Source organism: Rhodococcus sp. NPDC080181 (genome assembly GCF_040702225.1).
Taxonomy (GTDB): domain Bacteria; phylum Actinomycetota; class Actinomycetes; order Mycobacteriales; family Mycobacteriaceae; genus Rhodococcoides; species Rhodococcoides fascians.
The window spans coordinates 1-23,099 of record NZ_JBFBKN010000006.1 but is presented as its reverse complement, the minus strand read 5'-3'; the positions used below and the strand labels follow the sequence as shown (position 1 = coordinate 23,099).

Annotated in this window: 26 protein-coding genes; 13 read left to right on the top strand and 13 right to left on the bottom strand. The window is 64.8% G+C overall.

The features are described from left to right. The first annotated feature begins 33 nt into the window (after positions 1-33). The 6 genes from AB0O58_RS08980 (at position 34) to dctA (ending at position 7,201) form a co-directional block, all read left to right on the top strand. On the top strand, positions 34-1,698 hold the full coding sequence (locus AB0O58_RS08980) for an FAD-binding dehydrogenase (RefSeq protein WP_032401244.1): 1,665 nt from the start codon (positions 34-36) through the stop codon (positions 1,696-1,698). Next, on the top strand, positions 1,695-2,630 hold the full coding sequence (locus AB0O58_RS08975) for an MBL fold metallo-hydrolase (RefSeq protein WP_329955361.1): 936 nt from the start codon (positions 1,695-1,697) through the stop codon (positions 2,628-2,630). Before AB0O58_RS08980 ends, AB0O58_RS08975 begins: the two co-directional genes overlap by 4 nt. 114 nt (positions 2,631-2,744) lie before the next feature. Then, a complete protein-coding gene (locus AB0O58_RS08970) occupies positions 2,745-3,791 on the top strand; it encodes an ABC transporter substrate-binding protein (RefSeq protein WP_363797800.1) in 1,047 nt (348 codons plus the stop codon). Between the two features lie 59 nt (positions 3,792-3,850). Continuing rightward, the gene (locus tag AB0O58_RS08965) at positions 3,851-4,840 is read left to right on the top strand and encodes an iron chelate uptake ABC transporter family permease subunit (RefSeq protein ID WP_080729059.1); all 990 of its coding nucleotides are present in this window, start codon (positions 3,851-3,853) and stop codon (positions 4,838-4,840) included. Continuing rightward, positions 4,837-5,616 (top strand): ABC transporter ATP-binding protein, encoded by a 780-nt coding sequence (locus tag AB0O58_RS08960; RefSeq protein WP_027496184.1) that lies wholly within the window; start codon positions 4,837-4,839, stop codon positions 5,614-5,616. The genes AB0O58_RS08965 and AB0O58_RS08960 overlap by 4 nt, the downstream gene beginning before the upstream one ends. Positions 5,617-5,770: 154 nt before the next feature. After that, positions 5,771-7,201 carry a C4-dicarboxylate transporter DctA gene (gene dctA, locus AB0O58_RS08955; RefSeq protein WP_045842012.1) on the top strand — a complete coding sequence of 477 codons (1,431 nt, stop codon included), beginning with the start codon at positions 5,771-5,773 and terminating at the stop codon, positions 7,199-7,201. Here the strand turns inward: dctA and AB0O58_RS08950 are convergent. The 7 genes from AB0O58_RS08950 to AB0O58_RS08920 form a co-directional block, all read right to left on the bottom strand. Beyond that, complete coding sequence (locus tag AB0O58_RS08950) at positions 7,123-8,403, bottom strand: SpoIIE family protein phosphatase (RefSeq protein WP_072692246.1); 1,281 nt, start codon at positions 8,401-8,403, stop codon at positions 7,123-7,125. The two genes, dctA and AB0O58_RS08950, sit on opposite strands and share 79 nt — an antisense overlap. Before the next feature lie 17 nt (positions 8,404-8,420). After that, positions 8,421-8,855 carry an ATP-binding protein gene (locus AB0O58_RS08945; RefSeq protein ID WP_032368860.1) on the bottom strand — a complete coding sequence of 145 codons (435 nt, stop codon included), beginning with the start codon at positions 8,853-8,855 and terminating at the stop codon, positions 8,421-8,423. Continuing rightward, positions 8,852-9,241 carry an STAS domain-containing protein gene (locus tag AB0O58_RS08940; RefSeq protein WP_027496186.1) on the bottom strand — a complete coding sequence of 130 codons (390 nt, stop codon included), beginning with the start codon at positions 9,239-9,241 and terminating at the stop codon, positions 8,852-8,854. Before AB0O58_RS08940 ends, AB0O58_RS08945 begins: the two co-directional genes overlap by 4 nt. 31 nt (positions 9,242-9,272) lie before the next feature. After that, positions 9,273-9,623, bottom strand: coding sequence for an STAS domain-containing protein (locus tag AB0O58_RS08935; RefSeq protein ID WP_363797795.1), 351 nt, complete (start codon positions 9,621-9,623; stop codon positions 9,273-9,275). A 157-nt stretch (positions 9,624-9,780) separates the two neighbouring features. Next, on the bottom strand, positions 9,781-11,370 hold the full coding sequence (locus tag AB0O58_RS08930; protein WP_366238127.1) for an NAD(P)/FAD-dependent oxidoreductase: 1,590 nt from the start codon (positions 11,368-11,370) through the stop codon (positions 9,781-9,783). Next, on the bottom strand, positions 11,367-12,737 hold the full coding sequence (locus tag AB0O58_RS08925; RefSeq protein WP_366238126.1) for an APC family permease: 1,371 nt from the start codon (positions 12,735-12,737) through the stop codon (positions 11,367-11,369). Before AB0O58_RS08925 ends, AB0O58_RS08930 begins: the two co-directional genes overlap by 4 nt. A 171-nt stretch (positions 12,738-12,908) precedes the next feature. Then, positions 12,909-13,346 (bottom strand): SRPBCC family protein, encoded by a 438-nt coding sequence (locus AB0O58_RS08920; RefSeq protein ID WP_027496188.1) that lies wholly within the window; start codon positions 13,344-13,346, stop codon positions 12,909-12,911. A gap of 237 nt (positions 13,347-13,583) precedes the next feature. Between AB0O58_RS08920 and thiD the strand changes: the two genes are divergently transcribed. The 3 genes from thiD to AB0O58_RS08905 all read left to right on the top strand — a co-directional run bounded on the left by thiD (position 13,584) and on the right by AB0O58_RS08905 (position 16,337). Then, positions 13,584-14,375, top strand: a complete 792-nt coding sequence (thiD, locus tag AB0O58_RS08915) for a bifunctional hydroxymethylpyrimidine kinase/phosphomethylpyrimidine kinase (RefSeq protein WP_366238125.1) — start codon at positions 13,584-13,586, stop codon at positions 14,373-14,375. A 154-nt stretch (positions 14,376-14,529) separates the two neighbouring features. Next, a complete protein-coding gene (locus tag AB0O58_RS08910; protein WP_032372975.1) occupies positions 14,530-14,835 on the top strand; it encodes a membrane protein in 306 nt (101 codons plus the stop codon). Beyond that, positions 14,832-16,337, top strand: coding sequence for a UDP-N-acetylmuramoyl-L-alanyl-D-glutamate--2,6-diaminopimelate ligase (locus AB0O58_RS08905; RefSeq protein ID WP_156158548.1), 1,506 nt, complete (start codon positions 14,832-14,834; stop codon positions 16,335-16,337). The genes AB0O58_RS08910 and AB0O58_RS08905 overlap by 4 nt, the downstream gene beginning before the upstream one ends. Positions 16,338-16,348: 11 nt before the next feature. Here the strand turns inward: AB0O58_RS08905 and AB0O58_RS08900 are convergent, their stop codons facing one another. From AB0O58_RS08900 to AB0O58_RS08875, 6 genes are all read right to left on the bottom strand, one after another. Further along, positions 16,349-16,564, bottom strand: coding sequence for a hypothetical protein (locus tag AB0O58_RS08900; RefSeq protein WP_027496191.1), 216 nt, complete (start codon positions 16,562-16,564; stop codon positions 16,349-16,351). 28 nt (positions 16,565-16,592) lie between these two features. After that, positions 16,593-16,850 (bottom strand): LapA family protein, encoded by a 258-nt coding sequence (locus tag AB0O58_RS08895; protein ID WP_366238124.1) that lies wholly within the window; start codon positions 16,848-16,850, stop codon positions 16,593-16,595. 88 nt (positions 16,851-16,938) lie between these two features. Continuing rightward, positions 16,939-17,109, bottom strand: a complete 171-nt coding sequence (locus AB0O58_RS08890) for a CsbD family protein (RefSeq protein ID WP_027495724.1) — start codon at positions 17,107-17,109, stop codon at positions 16,939-16,941. Between the two features lie 114 nt (positions 17,110-17,223). Beyond that, complete coding sequence (locus AB0O58_RS08885; RefSeq protein WP_032372974.1) at positions 17,224-18,030, bottom strand: transglutaminase family protein; 807 nt, start codon at positions 18,028-18,030, stop codon at positions 17,224-17,226. Between the two features lie 84 nt (positions 18,031-18,114). Further along, positions 18,115-19,134 (bottom strand): LLM class flavin-dependent oxidoreductase, encoded by a 1,020-nt coding sequence (locus AB0O58_RS08880; protein ID WP_032401221.1) that lies wholly within the window; start codon positions 19,132-19,134, stop codon positions 18,115-18,117. A gap of 81 nt (positions 19,135-19,215) precedes the next feature. Then, the gene (locus AB0O58_RS08875) at positions 19,216-19,797 is read right to left on the bottom strand and encodes a TetR/AcrR family transcriptional regulator (protein WP_230074079.1); all 582 of its coding nucleotides are present in this window, start codon (positions 19,795-19,797) and stop codon (positions 19,216-19,218) included. Between the two features lie 93 nt (positions 19,798-19,890). On the opposite strand from AB0O58_RS08875, the gene AB0O58_RS08870 reads away from it, so the two are divergent. From AB0O58_RS08870 to AB0O58_RS08855, 4 genes are all read left to right on the top strand, one after another. After that, positions 19,891-21,033, top strand: a complete 1,143-nt coding sequence (locus AB0O58_RS08870) for an acyl-CoA dehydrogenase family protein (RefSeq protein ID WP_045842010.1) — start codon at positions 19,891-19,893, stop codon at positions 21,031-21,033. 43 nt (positions 21,034-21,076) lie between these two features. Next, a complete protein-coding gene (locus AB0O58_RS08865; protein ID WP_045842009.1) occupies positions 21,077-22,687 on the top strand; it encodes an acyl-CoA carboxylase subunit beta in 1,611 nt (536 codons plus the stop codon). A 23-nt stretch (positions 22,688-22,710) separates the two neighbouring features. Next, positions 22,711-22,959 carry an acyl-CoA carboxylase epsilon subunit gene (locus AB0O58_RS08860; protein WP_045842112.1) on the top strand — a complete coding sequence of 83 codons (249 nt, stop codon included), beginning with the start codon at positions 22,711-22,713 and terminating at the stop codon, positions 22,957-22,959. Between the two features lie 14 nt (positions 22,960-22,973). Then, positions 22,974-23,099, top strand: a 126-nt coding sequence (locus AB0O58_RS08855; protein WP_152530500.1) for a biotin carboxylase N-terminal domain-containing protein, incomplete at its 3' end; no start/stop codon positions are given.

Here is a 23,099-nt window from a genome sequence, read left to right as displayed (position 1 = left end):
GGAGACACCCGGGTCGAGCAGAAGAGTGGGGCAATGGACGCAGACGTGATCGTGGTGGGGGCCGGCTTGGCCGGACTGGTGGCAACCGCCGAACTGGCCGACGCGGGAAAGCGCGTGCTGCTCCTCGACCAGGAACCCGAGCAGAACCTGGGTGGTCAGGCCTTCTGGTCCCTCGGCGGACTGTTCATGGTCGACACGCCCGAACAGCGTCGAATGGGCATCAAGGATTCTGCGGAGCTGGCGTGGCAGGACTGGCTCGGCACAGCGACGTTCGATCGCGGCATCGACGACCCTGCAGGGGAAGACTACTGGGGTCATCGGTGGGCCAGGGCATACCTCGATTTCGCGGCAGGTGAGAAGCGGTCGTGGCTCCACGCTCAGGGAATGCGATGGGTCCCCATCGTCGGATGGGCCGAGCGCGGCGGCTACCTGGCCGAGGGGCACGGAAATTCGGTTCCGCGATTCCACCTGACGTGGGGCACCGGGCCGGGTGTCGTCGCGCCGTTCGAGCGCCGCGTACGTGAGGCTGCCGACAAAGGACTGGTGCGCTTCGGTTTTCGGCATCGGGTCGACGGATTCGTCGTCGACGGGGGAGCGGTGGTCGGAGTTCGCGGTGCGATGCTCGAAGCCAGTGCAGCGGAGCGAGGGGCAGGAAGTACCCGCGTCGAAGTGGGTGAGTTCGAGCTCCGCGCCGGTGCCGTGCTGGTGACGGCAGGTGGAATCGGGGCCAATCACGATCTGGTGCGCGAGAATTGGCCGGCGCGGCTCGGGACGCCGCCGAAGTCGTTGATCTCCGGAGTGCCGGAACACGTCGACGGCCGAATGCTCGGCATCACCGAGAAGGCCGGCGGCCGCCTGGTCAACAAGGACCGAATGTGGCACTACACCGAAGGCATCAAGAACTGGAATCCGATCTGGAAGAACCACGGCATCAGAATCATTCCGGGCCCGTCGTCGATGTGGTTCGATGCCCGCGGGCAACGGTTTCCGGTTCCGAACTTCCCCGGATTCGATACGCTGGGAACGCTGAAAGCGATCCAGGACAGCGGTTTCGAGTACTCGTGGTTCGTATTGACCCAGAAGATCATCGAGAAGGAATTCGCGTTGTCCGGGTCGGAACAGAACCCGGACATCACCGGCAAGAACCTCAAGCTCGTTCTCGGGCGGGTATTGCCCGGTGCCAGCGAACCGGTGGAGGCATTCAAGAAGAACGGCGAGGACTTCGTCGTCGCAGATTCTCTCGAAGAATTGGTCCAGGGCATGAACCGAATCACCGGCGAGGACTTGATCGACGGTGTCGACCTCAGGCGTCAGATCGAGTCGCGAGACCGTGAGGTGGACAATCCTTTCACCAAGGACCTGCAGATCTCTGCCATCCACAATTCCCGGCGCTCGCGCGGTGAACGCATCGCGCGGACCGCTGCACTTCACAAGATTCTCGATCCCAAGTCGGGTCCGCTGATCGCGGTGCGGTTGAACATCATCACTCGAAAGACGTTGGGCGGCATTCAAACCGATCTCGACGGTCGCGTTCTCGACTCGATGGGCAATGCCGTCGAGGGGCTGTGGGCTGCCGGTGAGATCGCCGGATTCGGCGGCGGCGGTGTGCACGGCTACCGGTCCTTGGAAGGAACCTTCCTCGGTGGATGCATCTTCGGCGGACGGCAGGCAGGGCGAGCCCTGGCGGCGCAGGCGTGAGAGTGCCGCGTTCGCTCGGTAGACCCCCACTGCCCGGTGCGGCCGACATCGCCACCACGGCATCGGCGAATCCCCGCTCCCCGGTGTCGGTCTCGTTTCTCGGGGTGAGCACGCTGCTGTTCGACGACGGCGAGTCGGCGATCCTGACCGACGGCTTCTTCTCGCGTCCGTCCCTGCCGAAAACCCTTCTGCTGCCGCTACGTTCGGACGGCCCGAGAATCGACAGTGCGTTGCGTAGGGCGGGCATCGGGACGCTCGACGCGGTGGTGTGCGCGCATTCTCATTTCGATCATGCCCTCGACTCCGCAGCGGTGGCACTGCGCACCGGCGCTGCCCTGGTCGGTGGTGCTTCGACCGCACAGATCGGGCGGGGCGCGCAGATGCCCGAGGGTCGCATCACCGTCGTCGCCGACGGTTCCGCAGTCGAGCTGGGTCATTTCACCGTCACGTTCGTCGAGTCGGTTCACTCGTATCCCGACCGAGCTCACGGGACGATCGACCGGCCACTGCGGCAGCCTGCTCGGGTGCGAGCGTTCCGGTGCGGTGAGGCGTGGTCGATGGCAGTCGAACACCGTCCGAGCGGCAGGCGAGCTCTCGTCCACAGCAGCGCCGGGTTCCGAGCGGGCATGCTCGACGGCCTTTCCGCCGAGGTGGTGTACCTGTCCATCGGTCAGCTGGGGCACCGAACACGCGAGTACATCGACGAGTATTGGCGGGAGACGGTGTTGTCGGTGGGGGCTCGGCGCGTCGTGCTGACGCATTGGGACGACTTCTTCCGGCCCCTCGACAGGCCGTTGCGGCCGCTGCCCTACGCCTTCGACGACATGCGCACCTCGCTCGACGTATTGACCGCCTGTGCACGCAGAGATGGGGTCGAACTGCAGTTGCCGACGCTGTGGCGGCGTGCGGACCCCTGGGCAGACATGGTCTGAGGCACCGAACGGGAGCGACCGAAATGCGCGGCGGTCGTCGAGCAAGATAGGGCAGGGTATCCTCTCCTCTTGTTCGTCCTCCCGCTCAGTACGTCGAGAAAGTTCGGTCACCCCGTGAAAAAAGGTACGAGGCGCGTCGCTGCCCTCTCGTCGCTGGTTCTTGCTGCAGGTCTGATCACCGCATGTGGTGAGTCCGAGGAGGTGTCGCAGACCGCGGCCACGGGCGGCGACGGCAAGACCGTCTACCCGCTCGTACTCGACAACTGTGGCCAGTCGGTGACCGTCGATGCTCCGCCGCAGCGAGTGGTGTCTCTCGATCAGGATTCCACCGAGATCCTGCTGTCGCTCGGTCTGCAGGATCGCATGGTCGGGACAGCGTCGTGGACGGATCCGATCCGCGAGAATCTCGCCGAGGCGAACGCATCCGTTCCGCGGTTGGCAGACAACGCGCCGACCTACGAGGTGGTGCTCGACACCGACCCGGATTTCGTGACCGCGTCGTTCGGCCGCCATTACAAGCAGGGCGGTGTCGCAGACCGTAGCCGCTTCGCCGAATCGAACATCGAGACGTATCTCGCACCCACCGACTGTGACAACGGCCTGAGCGTCAACGGTGGCAATCCCCGGACGACCCCGTTGACCATGGACGCGCTGTATCAGACCATTCGCGAAACGGCCGAGGTGTTCGACGTCCAGGAACGCGGTGAGAGCTTGATCAGCGAACTGCAAGGCCGTCTGGGCGCGGCCACATCGGGCAACGACAAGACCGGTGAGAGCATCGCGTTCTGGTTCGCAGACACCAAGAGCCCGTACTTCGCCGGCCGCTCCGGAGCGCCTGCCCTCCTCGCCGATCAGGTCGGTGCCACCAACGTCTACTCCGATCTGCAGGACGACTGGGAAGCGGTCGGGTGGGAAACAGTGGTGGACCGCGATCCGTCCGTGCTGGTGCTCGGAGACCTACTCCGCAATCGGTTCCCCGGGGACAAGCTGGAGGACAAGATTGCGTTCCTCGAATCGGACCCGGTCACCAGCACGATGGACGCGGTGAAGAACAAGCGCTACATCTCGCTGCACGGCGCCGAGATGAACCCCTCGATTCGGCTGGTCGACGCCGTCGAGAAGCTGACCGCAGGACTGAACCAGATCGGGCCTCGGTCCTGAGCGCCACCACGGCCGAGCCGAGCGTCTCGGCGAAACGACAGATCGGCCTGCCCGCCGTCATGATCGGCGGGGTTCTTCTTCTGGTCGTCTCCGTGGCGATCGCGATGACGCTCGGGCCGGCGCAGATCTCGTTGGTCAACGTGCGTGACGTCGTGCTCAACCACCTGGGACTGGCGGACATCCCCGTCCGGGTGTCCAAGAACGCGATCGTGTGGGAAGAACGTCTCCCCCGCAGCCTCGTGGCAGCTGCATGCGGCAGCGGCCTCGGGATCTGCGGGGTCATCATGCAGTCGCTGCTCCGCAATCCGCTCGCCGACCCGTTCGTGCTCGGCATCAGTTCCGGCGCGTCCACGGGAGCGGTGCTGGTCGGGATCCTCGGAGTCGGTGGGGCCGCGCTCGGACTGTCCGGTGGCGCGTTCATCGGGGCACTGGTGGCGTTCGGCTTGGTGCTGCTGCTCGCTCAACTCTCCGGTGGCAACAACGACCGCGTGATCCTGGCCGGAGTGGCGTCGACCCAGTTGTTCTCGGCATTGACATCGTTGGTGATCTTCGCGTTCGCCGATTCCGACGAGACCCGCGGCGTCATGTTCTGGCTGCTGGGCTCGCTCGAGGGTGTTCGCTGGGACGACGTGATTCTGTGCGCCGCAGTCGTCGCGGTCGGGACAGCCGTCTGCTTCTACTACGCATTCGTGCTCGACGCGTTCTCGTTCGGCAACGAGGTGGCGTCCTCGCTGGGCATCCCGGTACGCAAGGCTCGCATCGCACTTCTGGTCGTGACCGCCCTCATCACGGCCACCTTGGTGAGTGTGGCAGGGGCGATCGGATTCCTCGGGCTCGTGTTACCGCATGCAGCGCGGTTCCTCGTCGGCTCGAGGCACGGTCGGCTCGTGCCGGTCACGGCGTTGATCGGGGCGGTCTTCATGGTCTGGGTGGACGCGGTGTCACGCGTCGCGTTCGCGCCGACGCCGCTGCCGGTCGGCGTGGGCACCGCACTGGTGGGCGTCCCGGCATTCATCGCCATCCTGTCCAGACGGAAGAAGGCGTCATGACACTCTCGGCAACCGATGTCACGTGGCGTCGCGGCGGTGCGCTGGTTGTCGACGGGGTGTCCCTCGAGCCCGGCCCGGGCGATACCGTCGGGCTGCTCGGGCCCAACGGATCCGGCAAGTCCTCGCTGCTGCATCTGATGAACGGTGCCGTCAGGCCGACGTCGGGCGTGGTGACCCTCGACGGAACCGAGCTGTCCGCGATGCGGCGCAAGGACGTCGCGAAGATCGTGGCCGTGGTGAGTCAGCACGCCGACACCGACTTCGACATCACCGTCGCCGACGTCGTACGGCTCGGCCGCATTCCCCATCGAGGAGCGTTCGGCGGAGACGCAGCTGCAGATGCGGCGGCCGTGGATTCTGCACTGCGGCATACGGGTCTGGCAGGAAAGGCTCATTGTCTGTGGCATCAGCTGTCCGGCGGAGAACGGCAGCGCGCGCAGATCGCGCGCGCCCTGGCTCAGGAGCCGCGGGAACTGCTGCTCGACGAACCGACCAACCATCTCGACATCCATCATCAGCTCGAATTGCTGGCGCTGGTCGCACGGTTACCCATCACGAGCGTCATCGCACTGCACGATCTGAACCTGGCGGCGATGTTCTGCACGCAACTCGTGGTGTTGTCCGAGGGCCGGGTGGTGGCAGCAGGCGCACCCGCCGACGTACTCACCGAGGAGTTGATCGCGCGGGTGTACCGCGTGCGTGCCCATGTGACCCTCGATGGACCGAACAACAGTCCGTCGATCCGATTCGAGCCCGGCCTCGGGGCGCACGTGTAACTCGACCTGCCGATCGAGTCGACTGGTTTCACCATCGACCATCACCGTCAACATCGCCGAAACATTTCTCGCGCACGATGGTCGCGCCGAAACATGGTGCGATGCGACGGAGATGTCGCCGAGCACGACGGAAACTCGATCGAACGGTGAGCGCATGACAGAACGACCGACCGCAACGGACCGGGAAGCCGAACCCGGTGTACGCCGAAAGCCTTGGTATGCATCGCTTTTCGTGCAGTTACTGATCGGCATAGTCGGAGGCATTGCGATCGGGTGGCTCTGGCCGGGCCTGGGTGCAGACCTCAAACCACTGGCCGACGGCTTCATCAAGCTCATCAAGATGCTGATCGCCCCGATCATCTTCTGCACCGTCGTCATCGGCATCGCCCATGTGGGCGACCTCAAGTCCGTCGGCCGCATCGGCGTCAAGGCCCTGGTCTACTTCGAGCTGATCACGACGTTCGCGCTCGTGTTCGGCCTGGTGGTCGGCAACATCGTCAAGCCGGGCTCCGGGTTCTCCATCGACCCGCAGACCTTGGCCACCGGTGCCGAGGCCGTCGACCAGAAGACCGGCAGCGGCGAGTTGCCGCACACCGTGGACTTCTTGCTGAACATCATTCCGACCTCCGTGGTGTCGGCATTCGCGGAGAACGCGCTACTGCAGGTGCTGTTCTTCGCCGTGCTGTTCGGCTTGGCCTTGGCGAAGTTCGGTGAGAAGGGCCCGCCGATCGTGCTCGAACTCGTCGATCACATCAGCCACATCTTCTTCACGATCATCGGTTGGATCATGCGCCTGGCACCCATCGGTGCCTTCGGGGCGATGGCATACATCGTCGGCCAGTACGGCATTTCGTCGCTCGGTAGCTGCGGGAAACTGATCGCGTGCTGCTACCTGGCTGCCGTGTTGTTCATTCTCGTTCTCGCGGCCGTCGCGCGGTACTTCGCCGGAGTCAACCTCTGGAAGTTCTTGCGGTACACCAAGGACGAGTTGTTCCTCGCCCTCGGAACGGCGTCGACGGAGGTGGTACTGCCGCGCATCATGGTCAAGCTGACCGAGGCAGGGTGCTCCCGCACGACCACCGGTCTGGTGGTTCCGACGGGATATTCGTTCAACCTCGACGGAGCAACCCTCTATCTGTCGATCTGCATTCTCTTTCTCGCGCAGGCTCTCGGCGTCGACCTGACACTCGGAGAGCAGATCGCTGCGGTGTTGATCCTGATGCTGACCTCCAAAGGCATGGCCGGAGTACCGGGTTCGTCGTTCCTCGCATTGTCGGCGACCGTTGCGGCCATCGGGCACGGGTCCATCCCGGTTGCGGCCGTGGCGTTGCTGCTCGGTGCCGACCGGATCATGGACTCCATGCGAGTATCGGTGAACCTTCTCGGCAACTGCGTCGCGACATTCGTCGTGGCGAACTGGGAGGGCCAACTCGACAAAGACCGAATGCGCAGAGTGCTCGACGGTGAGGAGGTACCGCCGTTGGAGGCGATCGAGGAGTCGAAGGACTACGAACCGGTCGGATCCGAGCCGGAATCGGTATCGATCGGGGGAACCTCGAAGGCGAGCAACGCCACGTCGTCCTGAAGTCCGTCACCGAACGAGGCCAACAATTCGGTCAGATCGTCGACGATCTTCGCCGCGGAGGTCCGGCCTCGTTCGGCGGCGAATGCGTGCAGACTGCCGTCGTCGTCGAAACGAGTTCGGCCCGGGCCGACGATCGCCTCGGTCAGCCCGTCGGTGTAGAACGCCAACACGTCACCGGGCTGCATCGTCACCGTCGCCGAGGCGAAGTGCGGTTCGGTGAGGGCTCCGACCAACTGCCCCCCGGTGGTGTCCACGAATTCGACGACGCCGTCGTGCGCGATACGAAGAGCCGGCGGGTGGCCTCCGCTGGCGAGGTGCACCACGGCACCGTCGGGTCCCGGCGCGACGGTACCGAAGACCACGGTGCAGAAACGCGGATCGTCGCCGTGAAACTCGTGGTGGAGCACCGTGTTGAGGTTCTCGAGTACGGCGATCGGATCCCGATCGAAGACCGCTGCGGCCCGCAGCGTGTATCGAGTCAGGGACGTGACGGCAGCCGCGCCCGCTCCTTTTCCGCTCACGTCGCCGAGGAAGAAACCCCACGTCGCGTTGTCGAGGGGAAACACGTCGTAGAAGTCGCCGCCTACTTCGTCGATGGACGCGGGGTGGTAATGGGCCGCCACCTGCATGCCCGTCGGCGCGGACAGGATCGGCGGCAACAGTGTGCGTTGCAGAGTCGACGCCAGAATCTGTACCTGAGTCTTCTCTGCTTCCGCCAACTTGCGGGCTTCCTCCGACGCGCCCAATGCATCCTGAGATCGGTCGAGAGCTGCTTCGGCGTCGTCCTGAGCTGCCTCGGCATATATCCGCGCATCCATCAGGTGCTGCTCGCGGACTCGGCGCTCGGTCTCGTTGTGCAGCGTCATGGTCACCGTCGTCGCACCGGACACCGCTCGCAAACTGTTGGCGAGCATCGACACCGCCGTCTGTGAGCCCGATGCGGGTGCGCCGGTGAGTTGCGCCGTCACTCCGATGGGCGAGTCGGAGTCGGACGACGTGGCTGCCGCGAGCAGTTCGCGCAAAACCGGTGCGAACTCGGGGCTGAAAAGATCCGTGACTGCGGTGCCGACCAGATCGTCCCGACTCAGTGCCGTGATGCGAGCGGCCGCCGCGTTGGCGTAAAGGATGTCGCCGGACGCAACGTCGATCGAAAAAACCCCGCACGGTGCGGAGTCGAGTAGTTCGGCAGCCGAGGCGGTCATGGCTTCTCCTACCAAGATTACGAGGGGCGGCCGGTTGATTCGGCCGTGACTGGGTTCCGCCACACTGCGGTGACCACGGTGCCCAGACCTGGACGGTGGTCGACGGTGAGGTCGTCGGACACTGCCTCGGCGAGCTGAAGCCCGTGGCTTCGTGTGGTCGTCGGTGCCGGCGGACGCCACGTGCCGGTGTCCGAGACGGTGACGGTCAGTGTCTCGCGTTCGTACGCTGCCGTGATCGTCATCGTCCCCGGTTCGGGCGCGGAGCTGTAGGCGTGTTCGACGACGTTGGCCAGGGCTTCGTAGGCCCCGAGAGCGATGTCGTCCACGAGAGTCCGATGCACTCCCAGGTCGAGCGCCCAACCCTGGAGTCGGCGCCGAGCGGCGCTGGCAGCAGCAGCCTCAGCGGTCGCAGTGTGACTCCACCGACTGGCGGGCTGTGAGTGGGACGTCATCGGCCACCCTCACTGTCGACCGCGCTCGACTGCACGTGCGCCACAGCCTCGGGAACGGTGGTGAAGGTGGCCATCACCCGGTCGATTCCGCTGAGCTGAACCGGGCGAACGACCACCCCGTCGACGGCGACCAGTGCCATTCGCGACGATTCGGGCAGCCGGTCGGACACTCGGACCAACACGGTGATGGCGCTCGACGACAGAAAGCTCACATCGGTCATGTCGACCACCAGTCCGCGTTCCGCGGCGTCGGCCGCAGGGAACGCAGCGGCGGACAAGTGGGGGATGGTATCCAGGTCGAGTTCGCCTCTGACTGTGATGACGGTTGTCGCGTCGTGCACATCCGAAACGATCTCGAACTGTCCTCCGGTCGGGTCGTCAGACATACGGCCGAGGTTACCTGTCATCGTGTCCGATTCACGATCCAGGCGCGTCGACGAACAGGTCGCCTGCACCCAGTACGGCGAGGACCATGCGCACCGAACGGGCCGGTGCGTGGATGACGATCTTGCCCGGGTGGGTGTATGTCGCGTCGACGATGGCATTCGCGACTCCCGAGTAGACGAACGACACCTCGGACAAGTCGATCGTGACCACGGAGGAAACGGCGGCCAGGCGATCGAGGCCGTGGACGAACTCGGCCCGGGTCGACATGTCGAGTTCACCGAAGGCGCGCAGGATGTTGTTCCCGTCGGAACGGACGATGGTGTCGAGTCGGAACTCGGCTTCGTCGTCGCGAACGGCGTTGTCCATGGTGGAAATGCTCATCGACATGTCGAGACCTCTTCCGGAGAAGTGCGCGGCCGGCTGGTGTCTCCGCCTGCTCGCTGGTTTGTTGTGTAGTCAACGATGCCAGTGCGAGATGTCGGACGGTGATGTCGACGATCTCGAGTCGGTAACGAAAGATCTCGTTTCGATAACGCCGTCATCGGGTCAGGAATTCGATCAGTGCACTGGTGACTTTCTTTCGCGCCCATCCGCGCGCCCCTCGCTGGCCGAGTGCGGCCCGAGCGGCGTTGGCCCCGGCCGCACCGTGGACTCCGCCCCCGGGGTGGGCGGACGCGGACCCGAGGAACAATCCTTCCACCGGGGTCTCCGCGCGCCCCAATCCTGGCGTGGGACGAAAGATCAACTGCTGCTGCAGTTGTGCGGTACCACCGTTGACCGCACCGCCGTGCAGGTTGGCATCGGCGCCGTGCAGATCACTCGGTCTCTGCACCACCCGTCCCACCACCGAATCGGCGAATCCCGGGGCGTGCTGTTCCAACACCTGATCGACGCGGTCGGCGACGGTCTCGGCGGCCGAGTCGTCGACGACGCCGCGCGGCAGATGTGTGTAGGCCCAAGCGCTTTCGGTGCCCTCGGGCGATCTGGACCGGTCCGCTGTGGTCATCTGGCCGAACAACATGAACGGGCTCTGCGGGAGAACCCCGGTCGTGAGATCGGCCGCCCAATGGACCAGGCCGTTGTCGTCCGCACCGAGGTGGACGGTGCCTGCGTCGGCCAAAGATGCCGAGCGCCAAGGTATTCGACGGTCGAGAGCGTAGTTGAGCTTGACCACCGGGGTGTCCCACTCGAACGTACGTAAGTCGTCGTGCACGCGACGCGGGACCGCATCGAAGGGCAGCAACGACCCGTACAGCGCGGGGGCCGACACGTCGGCAACGATCGCTCGACGAGCGCGAAACGTCTCGCCACCTGTCGTGTGCACGGCGCGTGCACGACCGCCCCGCACATCGATGGACTCGACGGGTCGACTGCACGTCAGCACAGCACCCGAGGCCTGGGCCCGGCGAATCAACGCGTCGGTCAATGCCGACGATCCACCTACGGGTGCCGGATACCCGACGTCCTGCGCGAGCATCGTCAGCAGATATCCCATCATTCCGCTCACCGGCGCATCGGTGGGTACGTCGCCGTGCATCGCATTGCCCAGGAGCAGGCACCGCGCGGCCTCGCTGTGGAACAGCTCGTGGGCCATCACCCGTGCAGGCAACGCAGCGAACCGGACGAAGCGCAGTGTCTCGGCGACGCCGAGAGTGCGCGCCAATCGTGCTGCCGGCAGTACCGGTGGAAACGGCCCGAAGAGCGAACCGAGCAGGGGAGTGCGAATACGTTCCCACTGCTCGAACAGGCGCAGCCACGTGTCACCGTCGCGTACGTCGTGCTCACGCAACAGGGCAGCGGTCGCCTCGACGTCGTGATGGACGACCGGAGCGTCGGTGTCCTCCGGGGATCGCGCGTGGCCGTAGACCGTCGGAGAGTGAGACCACGTCAGTCCGTGACGCTCGAGCTCGAGTGCTGTCATGGCGGGCGAGGACACAGCCAGCGGATAGAACGCGCTGAACAGGTCGCTGGTGAATCCAGGAACCAGTTCGGCACTGCGGACGGCACCGCCGGGTAGTTCGGCCGCCTCGAGAATCACGACGTCCCACCCCGCGTCGGCCATCGCCGCGGCGGCGACCAATCCGTTGTGACCGCTACCTATGACGACTGCGTCGACCTCTGTGGTCATCGGGTGATGCTCCTGGGCTCGGTCGCGGTCTTGTTGCTCACAACCCTACCGACGTAGTACAGCGCGATTCCGACTGCGAGCAGCAGCCCGGCGCGGAGCCACGTGGCCGCGGACTGCTGAGTGAGCAGCACGGCGCACGTGATCAACGCCAGGACGGGAAGCGCCGTCGGCGTTCGGAAGTGGTCGGTGTCGGGTCGGTCTCGACGCAGCACGAGCACAGCAATGTTGGTACTGATGAAGACGAACAACAGAAGCAGCACCACCGTTTCGGCGAGTGCGGCCACGGAGCCGGTGGTGCACAACACCATTGCGACCACAGTGGTCGCGACAATGGCCGCCCACGGAGTCTGGCGGCCGGGCAGCACCTTGGCCAGGGCGACCGGAAGCAATCCGTCGCGGGCCATGCCGAAGGTCAATCTCGACGCCATGATCATCGTCAGCAAGGCACCGTTGGCGACGGCCACGAGGGCGACCAGACTGAAGACCCACGGTGGGATTCCGGCGTCGGCGGCGTCGACGACCTCGAGCAGCGGACCGGTGGACTGGGCCAGCGTATCCGCCGGAACGACCGTCGAGACTGCCAGACCGACCAGCACATAGACCACTCCGGCCGTCGTGACGGCTCCGAGCAGAGCCCGGGGATACACCCGCCGCACATCCTCGACCTCCTCGGCGATGTTGGCCGAAGTCTCGAACCCCACGAACGAGTAGAAGGCGAGCAGAGCCGCCCCCAGCACTGCCAGCGTCGGCGTGGTGTCGTCGGTGAATTCGAGCACCCGTGACGGCGCGCCGTCGCCGCGGCTCAGAACGAGCCCGGCCAGGGCGATGATCACGACGAGACCGGACACCTCGATCACCGTCATACCGAGGTTGGCCCGAAGAGATTCGGTGATCCCGCGGGCATTGAGAAGTCCGACGAGAAGTAGGAAAACGACCGCCGCAGGCACGGCGGGCACATCGAGGAACACTGCGAGGTAGTCGCCCGAGAAGGCCAGCGCCAGACCTCCCGCGCTCGTCACGCCAGCCGCGAGCATCGAGAATCCGACGAGGAACGACACTATCGGTCGCCCGAAGGCTCGCTGGGCGAACACCGCCGCCCCGCCCGCTCGGGGGTACTTGGTCACCAATTCGGCGTACGACGCCGCAGTGAGCAAGGCCATCAGGAGAGCGAGCAGCATCGGCAGCCAGATCGCTCCGCCGACCTCACCCGCGATTTCCCCGACGAGAGCGTAGATCCCGGCACCCAGCACGTCACCGAGAATGAAGACGAACAACAACTTGCCCGAGATCGCCCGGCGCAGTGGCGTCGACGACCCGTCGGACTCGGAGCCGTTCGGGTGGACGCTCGGACTGTGGTCGGACGCCATCAGTTCCGGTTCCCGCTTCGGGAGCTGGTGCTGGAGACAGATCGATTCGAACGACGCAGCGGGGATGTCATGGCAATCGCATGCCCGGTGTGTTCGGTCTTCAACCGTGTTCTCTCGATCGGTTGCAGCACAGACGTTTCGGCGAGCCGGCCGCGCCGGACGCGGCAGGTTCTACGGGTTCGATGCGCGTTCCGCCAACAGTGCGAGACGCCTCAGTGCCTCGGAATTTCGGGGGTGAGACAGCGCATGTTGAACCCGGTTGGGCACGAGCTCGAACGGCGGTGTGCTCGCGTGCTCGATCATTTCGATCGTGCAGCCGGTCGCTGTCGGGTGCAACCGGACGGTGATGGAGGCGCGTCCGAACGGCATGGCCCTGGCTTCCAGCTGTAATTCGCGGTTCTCGTGAACGGCGACCGAGCGCGTGACGTCGCTGAGCACGAGCGGCCAGGCCCCGACCGAATGGTGGATGACACTGCCAGGAGCAGGCCACGCCGCGTCGACCGCTCTGATTCGGGATGCACCGACCACCCACATTGCGTAGGACCAGCCATCGGCAAGAACGTTCCACACGTCCTCGCATCGAGCTGTGGTGTCGCGTTTCGTCGTCACGCTCGGACCTCCGTCGTCATCTCGGTACGCCGCTACGCCGAACGAAAAGCGTTGGTATGCCGCCGTTCTCGGGGCACACGTACGGCGGTTGCGCAGTGGGGGACCGGCCTGGACTCGACTCGGATATCGGTGACGCTACCTGCCGCTGAGCCGGGGCACAACGCGGCAGCGGGCCCGGCGCACGCGGCTTCTCGACCACCCGGCGCGGTATGGGGCGTCGGTTGCCATAATGGGCCGATGTCGACAATCGCTTACGTGATCGCAGGTTCGGAAGCCACCGGCGGGGCCGGTCTGCAAGCAGATCTCAAGACGTTCGAGCGGTTGGGGGTCTACGGGGTCGGCACCATCACGTGCATCGTGTCCTTCGATCCGAAGGCCGAATGGGGCCACCGCTTCGTGCCGATCGACAGTTCGGTGATCACAGATCAAATCGAAGTGGCCACCGCCGCTCACGATCTCGATGTCGTCAAGATCGGCATGCTGGGCACCCCCGCCACCGTCGCCACGGTCGCGGAATCTCTGCGCCTGCAGCCGTGGCGGCATGTCGTGGTCGATCCCGTGCTGATCTGCAAGGGCCAGGAACCCGGTGCGGCTCTCGACACCGACAATGCGCTCCGTCGCGACATTCTTCCGCTGGCCACCGTCATCACACCCAACCTGTTCGAGGCGACGACGCTGTCCGGAATGGACTCCATCGACACCGTCGAGGATCTCGGTGAGGCAGCCAAGAGGATCGCCGACCTCGGCCCCCAGTACGTCGTGGTCAAGGGTGGTGCCGGCCTACCCGGAGACGAAGCCGTCGACGTCGTGTTCGACGGACAGGACCTCACCGTCCTGCGTGCCCCGAAGATCGGCGACGAGAGGGTGTCCGGCGCAGGATGCGTGTTCGCAGCTGCCATCACTGCCGAGCTGGCCAAGGGATCCGGCGTGCTCGACGCAGTGGCCACGGCAAAGGACTTCGCGCATGCCGGCATCGTCGGCCGGTTGTCGAGTCACGCTCCGTTCGCTGCCGTCGCCTGGCAGAACTGAGCCCGCCGGCCCGGATATCGATCACGGGTCTGCCTCGAGTGCTGCGAGGCTTCATGTTTGGACGGGTTCGCCGCGGGGACACTGACGTAATCGACGTGTTCCTGCAGGCCTGGAATGCGTCGCCGGTGAAGCGAACAGCAGTCGAGGAGACACCATGGCCCAACATGACCCCGCCGACTCCGGTGCCGAAGCGAAGGACGACGACCGCACGATGCGCGGGCACGCCGGGGAAGCGATCGTCGACGCGCGCAACTGGCCCGGCTACATCTGTATCGGTCTCGCGCTGGTCAGCCTCGGACTGACCTTGACTGCGGCCGGCTACGGTTTCGAGGGGTGGGCGTGGACGGGCGCGGTCCTCGCGCCCGTTCTGCTCGTCGCAGGCACGGTTCTGGTGTTGCTCGAGCGTCGCCGGGTCAAGGCACAGGAAGGCAAGAGCCTCACCGACCCTGCGGGGCATTGATCGAGCCCGATCTCGGCAGGGGTGGCACGTCGTCGATCGGCGTCGGCGTGGAACTGAACGAGCTGGCACTCTCGATCGGCGCTGCGCCGCCGATTCGTTCCGTACGAGTGACCGGGGCAAGCGACGACTCGCGAACGGTTCGTCCCGGTGACCTGTACGTGGCGTTGCCCGGCCGCCGAGCTCACGGCCTCGACTTCGAGCTCGAGGCCAAGGCTCGAGGGGCAGTGGCGGCGTTGTCGGACCGGGCATCGACGGTTCTGCCGACACTCGTCGTGCCGCACCCCCGCCGCCGGGTCGGGGAGGTGTGCGCCCGAATTCATCGGTTCGCGCACCGAGACCTCGATCTGTACGGAGTCACCGGGACCAACGGAAAGACGAGCGCCACCCTGCTGCTCGGAGCCGGGCTCGCTGCTGCGGGAGACTCCGTGGCGACCATGACCGGAATCGGTTTGGCGGGGCCGCACGGCGAGGAAAAATCGGCCAGAACTACGCCCGAGGCGGCCACCGTGCATCGGACTCTGCGCCGTTTCCGAGACGAGGGCGCTACGGCGGTTGCCCTCGAGGTGTCCTCTCACGCCGTCACCGAGCATCGCGTCGACGGTCTCCGTTTCGCGGTGATGGGGTTCCTCAATCTCACGCCGGATCACCTGGATTACCACGGAGACATGGACAACTACTTCGCCGCGAAGGCCGAGCTGTTCTCGGCGCACCGATCGACCCGCGCTGTGGTCAACGTCGGCGATCCGTACGGCAGAATCCTGGCAGGACGCCTCGATATTCCCTGTTGGACGTGGTCCACGGCCGATCGCGATGCCGATGTTCGCGGCGAGAACGTCGAGTGCACCGACGTCGGAACGTCCCTGACAGCGCGAACCCCGATGGGCGATGTCGAGATCCGCCTACCTCTGCTGGGTCCGCACCAGGCCGAGAACGCTCTGGCCGCACTGACCATGGCGTTGGCGGCCGGCCGCGACATCGCAGCGGTCGCGGCAGGACTCGAACGCCTCGACGCCGTTCCCGGCCGACTCGAACGTGTCGACGTCGGACAGCCTTTCCTGGCCGTCGTGGACTACATGCACAACACTGCCGGTCAGCGAACGCTGCTGCCGTTCGTCCGCAGCGTGGTCTCGGGTCGAGTGATCGTCGTCGTCGGGGCGACGGGCGAACGTGACCCGGGTAAGCGCTTCCCGCTCGGGCGAACGGCAGCCGTGTTGGCAGATGTGGTGATCGTCAGCGATGAAAGTCCGCTGTCGGAGGACCCCGGCACCATCCGAGCCGCAGTGGAAGAGGGCGCTCGGGCTGCACGCTCAGCGGTGGTTTTAGTCGAAGCCGACCGGCGGCGTGCCGTGGAGCACGCTGTGGCCATTGCGCAGCCCGGGGATGCCGTGGTCGTGGCTGGACGGGGTTGCGATGCCGAACAGGTGTACGGCGACCACATCGTGCGATTCGACGACCGTGAGGTGTTGCGTGACGTCCTCGCTGCCCACGTGGCGCGGAGTTGAACGCGCTACCGCTACTGCGCTGCGGACGTACGTTTTCGAGCGGATTTGTCTGCTCGACGCTGCGCGAACCTGCCGGCGGACTTCAGGGCCTTGGATACGACATTGGCTCTGCCCGTTCGCTTTTCGAGGCTCACGCCGGCAAATGCCAGGAGCCGGGCAGCAATGGGCAAGCCGATCGCGACGACAAGGTAGCGGTAGAGATACTTGCGGGCCAGCAGCGGGATCATGCGGGAAGTCCTGTCGTGGGGGAGGTTGTCAGCGGACGGCCCGTCGAACCTTGACTGCTGCTGTTACCGTCAGCGCGATGATCGCTCCGACGACGGCTGCACCGAGCATTGCGACGCCCTGCCCGAGATCGAAGTTCCAGCCGAGGAAGTTGATCGTGCTGTGAACGGTGTTCTGCAGCACGAAGATGACCAGTGCCGCAACGAGCACGACCGTGACGAGGAGGGCCAACTTCGAGGCGAATCCGCCGCGGCGCTTGGTGGTTGTGGTGTCCGATGTTGCAATCATGAGGGTTCCGTTCCGAGAAGTGGGGGGTGAGCAGAAACCGAGTGCCGCCGATCGCGGTGACCGGCGGCACTCGATGCGGGGCTGCTGGTTACTTGAAGGTGTCCTTGATGTTCTCGCCGACCTTCTTGACGCCGGCCGAACCCTGATCCTTCTTGCCCTCGGCTTCGAGGTCCTTGTTGTTGGTTGCGTCGCCGACAACTTCCTTCGCCTTGCCGATGGCGTCTTCTGCTGCGTTCTTGGCCTTGTCGATGAAGCTCATGGTGTGCACCTTCTGGGTGGCTGTGATTGTTGGTAACGGATAGATAGTCGGTTTTCGACGCCGAAAGCAAACGTCACAGAAAAGTGATCTACATCACTCCAGCAACCGCGGCGTTCAGGTGAGGGAGACCAGCTCGGTGATGTCGTCGTGCGGAAGGTCGCCATCGACGACGGCGGTGACCACGGAACTGTTCAGCGTGATGGCACCCTTGTGGTTGTCCAGGAATGCGGTATCGGCGGCATCGCGGCCTACCGAAATGCGAACCAGAGTGGACCGCGGTGCCAGGCACGTGGCGTCGACGACACGCCACTGGCCGCCGACGAACGCCTCGGCGACGGCATGGAAATCCATCGGATCGCATCCGGGCGCGTACACGGCCACGAGACGGGCAGGAACGTTGACAGCGCGCAGCATCGCGACGACCAGATGCGAGTAGTCGCGGCACACTCCCTGGCCTGCGAGCAGCGTGTCGACGGCTCCGTCGATCGGATCACTGCTTCCTGGAACGTAATTCAGGCGCGCGCCCACCCAGGCGGAGATCTTGGCCAGCAGTTCCTCGGAATCGGCGTAGTCGCCGAATTCTGTTGCGGCGAAACCGTAGAACTTGTCTGCTTCGGCGTAGCGGCTGGGCCGAAGGTAGAGCGACATGTCGTAGTCGGTGACGGGGGCCGGGGTGGTGTTGCCCAGGATGGTGGCGTCGTACGAGACCTGCAAGTTGCCGACGTCGGCGGGCATGACGTGAATGCGGTTGCCGTGCGGTCCGCTGACCTCCTTCGCCTCGACGGGATTACCGTCGAGAACGAAGGAGAGCGATTCGGTGACCGTCGTACCGGGGTGCGGTGCGATGGCGATCTGGAATTCGAGCGTGGTGGCGGCGGTGATGTCTACATCGAGGCGCGCGGATACGTCGCGTTTGAGCATGAGGACTCCTGGCAGGTGGGGGCGGGTGAACGAGCTGCCAGTACCCGTATCCGCCGAAACCAATCGCCCCTGTTCACCGAGTGATCAACGCCACCCCAGTGCGGGGGCCACGTCGCGCAGCAGCGTCTCCAGAACGTGTGCGCAGTACTCCACACCCAACTGGTTCGGGACGGTGAGCAGCAGAGTATCCGCGGCGGCGATCGCCTCGTCCGCTGCCAGTTCTTCGATCAGCCGATCGGGCTCACCCGCGTAGGTCTTGCCGAAACGAGCCTTGCCGCCGTCGAGGTAGCCGACTTGGTCGTCGCCGCTGCCCTCTCGGCCGAAGTAGGCGCGGTCGAGATCGTTGACGATCGGAAAGATGCTGCGGCTCACGGATGTTCGAGGAGCGAAGTCGTGGCCCGCGTCGCTCCACGTCTTGTGGAAGCGTTCGATCTGTTCGGCTTGCAACTGATGGAAAGGCACCCCGGTGTCTTCGCTGAGAAGTGTGGAGCTCATCAGATTCATGCCCTGGCGCGCCGTCCACTCGGCCGTCTCGCGGGTGCCTGCGCCCCACCAGATGCGTTGGCGCAGACCCGGTGCGTGAGGTTCGAGGCGCAGCAGGCCAGGCGGGTTGGGGAACATCGGCCGCGGGTTCGGCTGAGCGAAGCTCTTGCCTTCCAGCAGATCGAGGTAGATGCGGGTGTGCTCGCGAGCCATGTCTGCGTGGTCGGAGCCCTCCGCGGGGGAGTATCCGAAGTGGCGGTACCCCTCGATGACCTGTTCGGGCGATCCCCGGCTCACACCGAGTTGCAACCGCCCGCCCGAGATGAGGTCGGCAGAGCCGGAATCCTCGGCCATGTAGAAGGGATTCTCGTACCGCATGTCGATGACGCCGGTACCGATTTCGATGGTGCTCGTCCTGGCTCCGACGGCGGCGAGCAGCGGAAACGGTGACGAGAGCTGGTTGGCGAAGTGATGGACGCGGTAGTACGCACCATCGGCTCCGAGTTCCTCGGCCGCGACCGCGAGGTCGATCGACTGCAACAGCACATCCGATGCCGATCGGGTCTGCGACTGCGGGGACGGTGACCAGTGTCCGAAGGACAGAAATCCGATCTTCTTCATCGTGCGCTCTTTCGTTGAAGGATCAACTATGTTCGTACGACTCAGCGCTCAGCCGGGTCGATTCATTCCCCGGTGCCGGCACTACGCCCCGATACCCGCCGTCAACAACTTCGCCAGTTCGAGGTAGGCGTCGCCGTCACTCAGGCCGGTCAGGCGGAACACCTCGCGCGTCTGGATGCGCACCATGACCGAGGATGCGACGTCACCGACGAATGCCGCATGGACGTCGCGTACCTCGCCACTGGCCACACCCTCGCTGATCAGCTCCTGGACCCGTCGTGCCGCGATTGCGGTGTTGCGTTCGTACACCGAACGGGCCGATTCGAGCGACGCGAGATCGGTCATGAATTGCTCGGACGCAGATTCCAGAGCGGCACCGACTGCGGTGAGATACGTGGTGATGCGGTTGCGGGTTCCGTCGACCTCGGCGACCGCATTCTCGACCTGGGTGGTCATGGACTTGAAGTAGTGCACGGTTGCGCCGCCCACCAGCTGATCCTTGCTCGACGCCAACGTGTACAAGGTGGATTTGGAGCAGCGGAGGCGAGCCGCGATGGTGTCGAGCGTCAGGTGAGCGAACCCCTCGGCCAGGAACAGGCTGACGAGTTGGTCGAACAATTCCGAACGGCGAGCCGTGGCATGCGAGGTCACGGGTGCGTTCACATCCAGGATGGTACTGCATCGCCTTGTGCAGTACTGTGCATCAGTACTGCGGATCATTCTTCAGTACTGATGCCGAACATCCCGGAGGTTCTAGTGCCCGTCGCTCGTCTGTTGCCCACCGCCGAAGCGCGCGACCTTCTCGCGCTGACCCGCGATGTGGCAGACAAGGTGCTCGACCCGATCGTCGACGAACACGAGCGCAACGAGACCTATCCGACGGGAGTGTTCGCCACTCTCGGCGAAGCCGGACTGTTGAGCCTGCCGTACGCGGAGGAATGGGGCGGCGGAGGTCAGCCGTACGAGGTGTACCTCCAAGTACTCGAGGAATTGGCATCACGATGGGCGGCCGTTGCAGTCGCGGTGAGCGTGCACGGTTTGGCCTGCTATCCCGTGATGGCGTTCGGTACCGATCAGCAGAAGGCCGACAAGCTTCCCGACATGCTCGGCGGATCGCAGATCGGTGCCTATTCGCTGTCCGAGGCGCAGGCCGGTTCCGACGCAGCGGCCCTGGGTTGCAAGGCGAGCGCGGCCGACGGTGGGTACACGGTCAACGGGTCCAAAGCATGGATCACCCACGGCGGTGTTGCTGATTTCTACAACCTGTTCGCCCGCACCGGCGAAGGCTCCAAAGGGATCTCGTGTTTTCTCGTTCCCGACGGGACCGAAGGCCTCAGTTTTGGCAAGCCCGAGGAGAAGATGGGGTTGCATGCGATCCCGACCACGTCGGCGCACTACGACAACGTGCACGTTCCCACCGAATGGCGCATCGGAGCGGAAGGTCAAGGACTGCAGATCGCCTTCAGTGCGCTGGACGCCGGAAGGCTCGGAATCGCCGCTGTCGCAGTCGGAATCGCCCAGGCTGCACTCGACGATGCCGTGAAGTACGCGCAGGAACGCACTGCGTTCGGCAAGAAGATCATCGACCATCAGGGTCTGGGGTTCGTGCTGGCGGACATGGCCGCCGCAGTCGACTCCGCACGCGCGACCTATCTCGACGCGGCTCGCCGTCGGGACGCCGGACTTCCTTACTCCCGCAACGCTTCTGTGGCCAAGCTGATCGCTACCGATGCGGCCATGAAGGTGACGACCGACGCCGTGCAGGTGTTCGGCGGGTACGGCTACACCAGAGACTTCCGCGTCGAGCGCTACATGCGCGACGCCAAGATCACGCAAATCTTCGAGGGCACCAACCAGATTCAGCGTCTCGTCATCGCCCGATCACTCGCGACCAACTGACCATCCGCACCTTGCTTTCCACACACACGTAGGGGACATCTGCATGACGACAACCGAACCCGATATCCATACCACTGCGGGTAAATTGGCCGATCTTCGTAAACGCCTGGGGGCTGCGGAGATGCCGTCGGGTGAGGCGGCGGTGGAGCGGGTCCACGCGAAGGGCAAGTTGACCGCGCGTGAGCGGATCACCGCTCTGCTCGACGAGGGCTCGTTCGTCGAACTCGATGCGTTGGCGCGGCACCGATCACAGAATTTCGGGTTGGGTGACAATCGCCCCTTCGGTGACGGTGTCGTCACCGGCTACGGCACGGTCGATGGCCGTGATGTGTGCGTGTTCTCCCAGGACGCGACCGTCTTCGGCGGCAGTTTGGGGGAGATCTACGGCGAGAAGATCGTCAAGGTGATGGACCTGGCGATCAAGACCGGGCGGCCGTTGGTGGGCATCAACGAAGGCGCCGGGGCCCGCATCCAGGAAGGGGTGGTCTCCCTCGGGTTGTACGGGGAAATTTTCCACCGCAACGTCCGCGCCTCCGGGGTGATCCCACAGATCTCGGTGATCATGGGCCCCGCCGCCGGCGGGCACGTCTACTCACCCGCCCTGACCGATTTCGTGGTCATGGTCGATGGCACCAGTCAGATGTTCGTCACCGGCCCCGATGTCATCAAGACCGTCACCGGGGAGAACGTGACGATGGAAGAGCTCGGTGGCGCGCACACCCACATGGAGAAGTCCGGGGTCGCGCACTACGTCGCGTCCGGGGAGCAGGACGCCCTCGACTACGTCCGCGACCTCCTGTCGTATTTGCCGTCGAACAATCGGGCCGATGCCCCGCGGACGGTGGCGTCGGATCCGATCGTCGGGGCGATCGAGGATTCGTTGACGGCGGAGGATCTCGAGCTCGACACGTTGATTCCGGATTCGCCGAACACTCCGTACGACATGCACGAGGTGATCCGCCGGATCCTCGACGACGACGAGTTCCTGGAAGTGCAGGAGGGGCGGGCTCGCAACATCATCGTCGGGTTCGGGCGGATCGACGGCCGGTCGGTGGGGATCGTGGCCAATCAGCCCACCCAGTTCGCGGGCACGTTGGATATCGATGCCTCGGAGAAAGCGGCCCGGTTCGTCCGCACCTGTGATTGCTTCAACGTTCCGATCATCACCCTGGTCGATGTGCCGGGGTTCCTGCCCGGGACGGGCCAGGAATACAACGGCATCATCCGGCGTGGAGCGAAGTTGTTGTATGCCTACGGGGAGGCGACGGTCGGGAAGATCACCGTCATCACCCGCAAAGCCTATGGCGGGGCGTACGACGTGATGGGGTCCAAGCACATGGGTGCCGATGTGAACCTCGCCTGGCCGACCGCGCAGATCGCCGTCATGGGAGCCTCCGGAGCCGTCGGGTTCGTCTACCGCAAACAGTTGCTCGAGGCCGCGAAGAACGGTGAGGACGTCGATGCGTTGCGGCTGACGTTGCAGCAGCAGTACGAGGACACGTTGGTCAACCCGTACGTCGCTGCCGAACGCGGATATCTCGATGCGGTCATCCCACCGAGTCACACCCGCGGGCAGATCGTGACCGCGTTGCGACTGCTCGAACGCAAACAAGTCACCCTGCCCCCGAAGAAACACGGAAACATCCCACTATGAGCGGCGAAGCGAATCATGACGCAGTGAGCGACACGAATCATGACGCAGTGAGCGAAGCGAAATCTGCTGCTGCGTCGGATAGTTGGTCGTTTCGCGGAAGTCCGACGGACTCCGAGATCGCTGCTGTCGTTGCGGTTCTGACTGCCGCGCAGTCGTCGGTGGCCGAGGACGTGCCGGCCCCGATCGATCTGTGGGGTCGACCGGAAGATATGCATCGTTACGGACTCGCCAGTGCCCCAGCTCTTTTCGTCAATGCTCGATTCGGCCAGTGAAGGACTTCGCACAGATGACCACCTCTACCTCCCATAAGAAGATTTCCAAGGTTCTTGTTGCCAATCGTGGTGAGATCGCGGTTCGGGTGATCCGGGCGGCCGCTGATGCCGGGCTGGCCAGTGTCGCTGTGTACGCCGAA